This window comes from Mesorhizobium sp. M0408, from assembly GCF_040321495.1.
Taxonomy (GTDB): domain Bacteria; phylum Pseudomonadota; class Alphaproteobacteria; order Rhizobiales; family Rhizobiaceae; genus Mesorhizobium.
Map to the genome: position 1 here is coordinate 1 of NZ_JAMYRO010000067.1, position 5,396 is coordinate 5,396.

Consider the following 5,396-nt stretch of genomic DNA (forward strand, 5'->3'; position numbering starts at 1 on the left):
AAAACACATACTACGCCGGTTTCGGCGTTCCGTTAAACGATGAAGGGTTAAAACGGCCTACGTGTAATACCCCACAATCGCGGCGGGCAATGCCCGCCGCTCTTGTTTTTTGCATGGCGGAAGAACGCCTGCTTCAAGCCGCCTTTGCTTCTGCTTCATGGAGCGCGAAAGAGCGCCCGTCCGCGTCGAAAATATGCAGGTCGCCGGCGTCCGCCGTCAGCCGCAGCGTCGCTCCGCGCTTGACCTCGACATTGCCCGGCAGCTTGGTCACCAGCGGCAGGTCGGCGCGGCCGATGTCGACATAGACGAGCTGGACCTCGCCGAGCTGCTCGACGTAATCGACCGTCCCTTCGAACAAATAGTCGGCGCCGGTGGCAATCATCAGATCCTCCGGCCGCACCCCGAAGCTCACCGCAGCGCCTTTCGCCGAGGCAGGCGTTGCGATCGGCACCGTCGCCTTGCGGCCGCCGACATGGCTGACGACCGTCGGGTTGCCGGTCTTGTCGATCGTCGCCGGCAGGATGTTCATCGCCGGCGAGCCGATGAACTGGGCGACGAACAGATTGCCGGGCCGCTTGTAGAGCTCCATCGGCGTGCCGACCTGTTCGATATGGCCTTCCTTCAGCACTACGATGCGGTCGGCCAGCGTCATCGCCTCGACCTGGTCGTGGGTGACGTAGATCATCGTTGTGGCCGGCATCGACTCCTTGAGCTTGGCGATCTCGATGCGGGTGGCGACACGCAGCGCCGCGTCGAGGTTGGATAGCGGCTCGTCGAACAGGAAGACCTTGGGATTGCGCACGATGGCGCGACCGATGGCGACGCGCTGGCGCTGGCCGCCCGACATCGCCTTGGGCAGACGGTCGAGATATTTGGTCAGCTGCAGGATCTCGGCCGCCTGGCGCACCCGCTTGTCGATCTCGGCCTTGCTTTCCTTGCCGATCTTCATCGAGAAGGCCATGTTGTCGTAGACGGTCATGTGCGGATAAAGCGCATAGGACTGGAACACCATGGCGATGCCGCGCTTTGACGGCGGCACGTCGTTGACGATCTCGCCGTCGATCTTGAGCTCGCCCGAGGTGATCTCCTCCAGCCCGGCGATGCAGCGCAGCAAGGTCGACTTGCCGCAACCCGAGGGGCCGACGAAGACGATGAATTCGCCCGACTTTATGTCGAGGTCGACGCCGTGCAGAATGTTGAGATTGCCATATGATTTCCTCACTTGCCTTAGCGTGACATCGGCCATGGTGTACCCTCCAGTTCTTCCTTGAATTCAGTCGATACGCCCGAACCAGGCGCCGTAGCCGCCGAGGCGGATAGTGCCGGCGCCAGTCTGTCCCGAAAACCCGTGTCCCGGCAAGGGCTGCAATGAGCGGCCGCCAAGATCGACTTCGGCCGGCTTTGCTCCGAGATTGAAGGCGCAGACGATCTGCTCGTTGCTTTCACGGCGGGTGAAGGCGACGGTGTCGCCCTCGCTTTCGATGAACTCGATATCACCCTTGGCCAGTGCCGGATGGGCGCGGCGGAAAGCCAGGAAGCGCCGGTAGTGCTCGAGCAGCGAGCCGTCGTCGCCTTGCTGCACATTGACGGCTTGCGCAAGGTGCTTGCTGGGCACCGGCAGCCAGGGCTTTGCCGTCGAGAAGCCGCCATTGCGGGCGGCGCCGTCCCAAACCATCGGCGTACGGCAGCCGTCGCGTCCCTTGAATTCAGGCCAGAAGCGGATGCCGTATGGGTCCTGCAGATCCTCGAAGCTGAGCTCGGCCTCGCTGAGCCCGAGCTCCTCGCCTTGATAGATGCAGACCGAGCCGCGCAACGACATCAGCAGCGCCGAGATGACCTTGAGGTAGGCGGTCGGGTCGGGCTCGCCGGCTGCCCAGCGAGAGGCGGGACGCATCACGTCATGGTTGGAGAAGGCCCAGCACGACCAGCCGTCGCTGGCCACCTTGCCGAAGGTTTCCAGCACCGAGCGTACCTTTGCCGCGCTGATCTTCTCCGGCGCCAGGAAGTCGAAGGAGTAACACATATGCACGCGCTTGCCGCCGGCCGTATAGGCCGCCACCACTTCCAGCCCACGCTGCGAATCGCCGACCTCGCCAACCGCGGCCGTCGCCGGGTATTCGTCGAGCAAGGCGCGGAAGCGTTCGAGGAAGCCGAGGTTTTCAGGCCGGCTCTTGTCGTAGAGATGGTCCTGGTAGTTGTAGGGGTTGACGGCCGGCGCCGTCTGGTCGTTGCGCTGCTCGGGCGGCAGCGGCGGATTGTCTTCCAGGCCTTGGCTGTGGAAATAGAAATTGATGGTATCGAGGCGGAAGCCGTCGACGCCGCGCTCCAGCCAGAAGCGGGTGACGTCGAGCAGCGCGTCCTGGACCGCGCGGCTGTGGAAATTGAGGTCGGGCTGCTCGGCCAGGAAATTATGCAGGTAATATTGCTGGCGGCTGGTGTCCCACTGCCAGGCCGAGCCGCCGAAGATCGACAGCCAGTTATTGGGTGGCGTGCCGTCCGGCTTGGCATCCGCCCAGACATACCAGTCGGCTTTTGGATTGCTCCGGCTCGAGCGGCTCTCCTTGAACCAGGGATGGATGTCGGCGGTGTGCGAGAGCACCTCGTCGATCATCACCTTGAGGCCAAGCCGATGCGCCTCTGCGGTCAGCGCGTCGAAGTCGGCCAGCGTGCCGAACATCGGATCGACATCGCAATACTCCGACACGTCGTAGCCAAAATCCTTCATCGGCGATTTGAAGAATGGCGAGATCCAGATGGCGTCGACACCGAGCGAGGCGATGTAGGCCAGCCGGCCGATCATGCCCCTGAGGTCGCCGATGCCGTCGCCGTTCGAATCCTGATAGCTGCGCGGGTAGATCTGGTAGATCACGGCACCTCGCCACCAGTCGCGATCTATAGCGAGATCTGGCTTCGGGGTGGCCTTCAAAGCGGATTGCATGATCTCAACCTCCTTTCACCGAGCCGGCAAGCAGCCCGCGGACGAAATAGCGCTGCAGCGAGAAGAACACGATCAGCGGCACGATGATGGTGACGAAGGCCGATGTCGTCAGGATCTCCCAGTCGCCGCCGCGCGAACCGAGCAACGCATTGAGCTTGGCGGTCAGCACGATCTGGTCGCCCTCGGTACCAAGGAAAACCATCGCCACCAGCAGATCGTTCCACACCCAGAGAAACTGGAAGATGGCGAACGAGGCCAGCACCGGGAACGACAATGGCAGCACGATCTTGACGAAGATCTCGAAATCGCTGGCGCCGTCGATACGCGCCGACTCCATGATCTCGCGTGGCAGGCCGGCGATATAGCTCCTCAACAGATAGATGGCGAAAGGCAGACCGAAGCCGGTATGCGCCAGCCAGATGCCGAGATAGGTCTTCGACGGCACGCCGAAGAAGCTGCCGACGCCGTTATAGAGCTTCAACAGCGGGATCAGCGACATCTGCAGCGGCACGACCAGGAGGCCGATGATGACGGCGATGAGCAGCGCCCGGCCGGGAAAGCGCATCCAGGCCAGCGCGTAGGCGGCGAACGCGGCGATCAGGATCGGGATGACGGTCGCCGGAATGGTGACGGTCAGCGAGTTCATGAAGGAGCGGCCGATGCCTTCCGAAAACAGCACCGTGTCGTAATTGTCGGTGGTGAATTTCGGCGGCGCCGACGAGGCGTAATAGACGCGCTGGCCGCGTTCGCTTTCGAAAGCCTTCGGCGAGGTCATGACGAAACTGCCGTCGGCATTGAGCTGCAGGGTGACGCCGTCGCCGAGATCGGCTGTCGTGCCGGCGGGATATTGCGTCGGCGCGGCCGACTTGACGCCAAAGGCGCTGATGTTGCGGGCCGGGCCGTCGCCGAAGATATTGCCTTGCAGGACGAACTTGCCCTCCTTCTCGACCTGCGCCGAGGCTGGCGGCAGCCGGCCGGCTTCCGTCTGGCTGGAACTGGTGAACGAGTTCCACCAGCCCGAAGCGATGATCTGATCCTTGTCGCGCAGCGACGAGACCAGAATGCCGAGCGTCGGGATCGTCCAGATCGCAACGAAGATGAAGACGGCGATGTGGACGCCGAAACGGCTGACAAAGGACTTTCCGGTCGACGCGGCCATCTCAATGCCCTTCCGTCTCTTTGTTCGCCTGGCGGATGTTCCAGACCATGATCGGAATGACCGCGATCATGATGATGATGGCGATGGTGGCGCCGCGGCCGAAATCGCCGCCGCCGCGGAACATCCAGTCGAACATCAGATTGGCCAACACCTGGCTGTTCCACTGGCCGTTGGTCATGGTCAGCACGATGTCGAAAACCTTCAGCACCAGGATGGTGATGGTGGTCCAGACCACGGCGATGGTGCCCCAGATCTGCGGCACCATGATCTTCCAGAAGATCTGGAAAGGGTTGGCGCCGTCGATGACGGCGGCTTCCAGCGTCTCTTCCGGAATGCCGCGCAAGGCCGACGACAGGATGACCATGGCAAAGCCGGTCTGGATCCAGATCAGGATGACCATCAGGAAGAAGTTGTTCCAGAACGGCAGCGAGATCCAGACCTGCGGCTGGCCGCCGAAATACTGGATGATGGCGTTGAGCAGACCGATCTGCGTCTGCCCGTCGCCGCGATATTCGTAGATGAATTTCCAGATGACGCTGGCGCCGACGAACGAGATCGCCAGCGGCAGGAAGATCAGGCTCTTGGCGATGGTGCCCCACCAGATCTTGTCGGTGAGCACGGCGATGATCAGCCCGAGGAAGGTGCAGGCGGCCGGCACCACCGCCAGCCAGATGATGTTGTTGAGGATCGAGTTGCGGAACTCGCGGTCGCCGAACGCCCATTGATAGTTGGCCAAGCCGACGAAATGGGCGCCGCCGCGATCGAGGAACGACAGCCTCAGCGTCTCCACCACCGGGTAGATCAGATAAATGGTGAGGATGATCATCGCCGGGCCGACGAACAGCCAGGGTCGGATCACCCCCTGCCGGCGCAGATTGTTAATCGCCGCCTTGCCGGAAACGCCGCGTGCTGGAAAGATCGTGTCGAGTGCCTTGTTGGCGCCCCAGAAATAGGCGACGCAGCCGCCCACGCCGATGATGATGACGAATATCGCGGAAAAAATCTGAGCCGCCATGGGTCCCTCCCCCTGCGCACGGATCCGCCAGTCGAGAATGGCTTTGGCGACGGGATCATGCGCCGATTCAGTTGTCTGGAGCGCGACCAGCCGGAAAGCAGGTCACTGGGCGCGCGTCATGCCGGAATGTGTTGTACTCACGACAATCGACGCGACGCCAAGCACCGGGTAGGGTCCGGGCCGGTTGTGGCCCGGCCCCCATAAGCTTGGGCTCAAAAACCCGGCGCGTTAATTTTTGCCTGCCCGCCTTTATGGTTTGGTATGGGGACCGCCAGGGCGGGCAT

4 protein-coding genes are annotated in these 5,396 nt (G+C 62.4%); all 4 read right to left on the reverse strand.

Going from position 1 to position 5,396, the window contains the following annotated elements:
• Positions 1–133 precede the first annotated feature (133 nt).
• Genes NKI67_RS33585 through NKI67_RS33600 form a run of 4 tightly spaced genes read right to left on the reverse strand, consistent with a single transcriptional unit; the run spans position 134 to position 5,112 of the window.
• Positions 134–1,246, reverse strand: coding sequence for an ABC transporter ATP-binding protein (locus tag NKI67_RS33585; protein WP_023680224.1), 1,113 nt, complete (start codon positions 1,244–1,246; stop codon positions 134–136).
• A gap of 27 nt (positions 1,247–1,273) precedes the next feature.
• A complete protein-coding gene (gene bglA, locus NKI67_RS33590) occupies positions 1,274–2,938 on the reverse strand; it encodes a beta-galactosidase BglA (RefSeq protein ID WP_023680223.1) in 1,665 nt (554 codons plus the stop codon).
• A gap of 4 nt (positions 2,939–2,942) precedes the next feature.
• Entirely contained in the window at positions 2,943–4,097 is a 1,155-nt protein-coding gene (locus NKI67_RS33595; protein WP_023680222.1) for a carbohydrate ABC transporter permease, read from the reverse strand.
• 1 nt (position 4,098) lies between these two features.
• A complete protein-coding gene (locus NKI67_RS33600; protein WP_023680221.1) occupies positions 4,099–5,112 on the reverse strand; it encodes a carbohydrate ABC transporter permease in 1,014 nt (337 codons plus the stop codon).
• Between the last annotated feature and the right edge of the window lie 284 nt (positions 5,113–5,396).

Coding starts and splice junctions, on each gene's coding strand:
- NKI67_RS33585 (WP_023680224.1), bottom strand. CDS start 1,246: ATGGCCGATGTCACGCTAAGGCAAGTGAGGAAATCATATGGCAATCTC.
- bglA (WP_023680223.1), bottom strand. CDS start 2,938: ATGCAATCCGCTTTGAAGGCCACCCCGAAGCCAGATCTCGCTATAGAT.
- NKI67_RS33595 (WP_023680222.1), bottom strand. CDS start 4,097: ATGGCCGCGTCGACCGGAAAGTCCTTTGTCAGCCGTTTCGGCGTCCAC.
- NKI67_RS33600 (WP_023680221.1), bottom strand. CDS start 5,112: ATGGCGGCTCAGATTTTTTCCGCGATATTCGTCATCATCATCGGCGTG.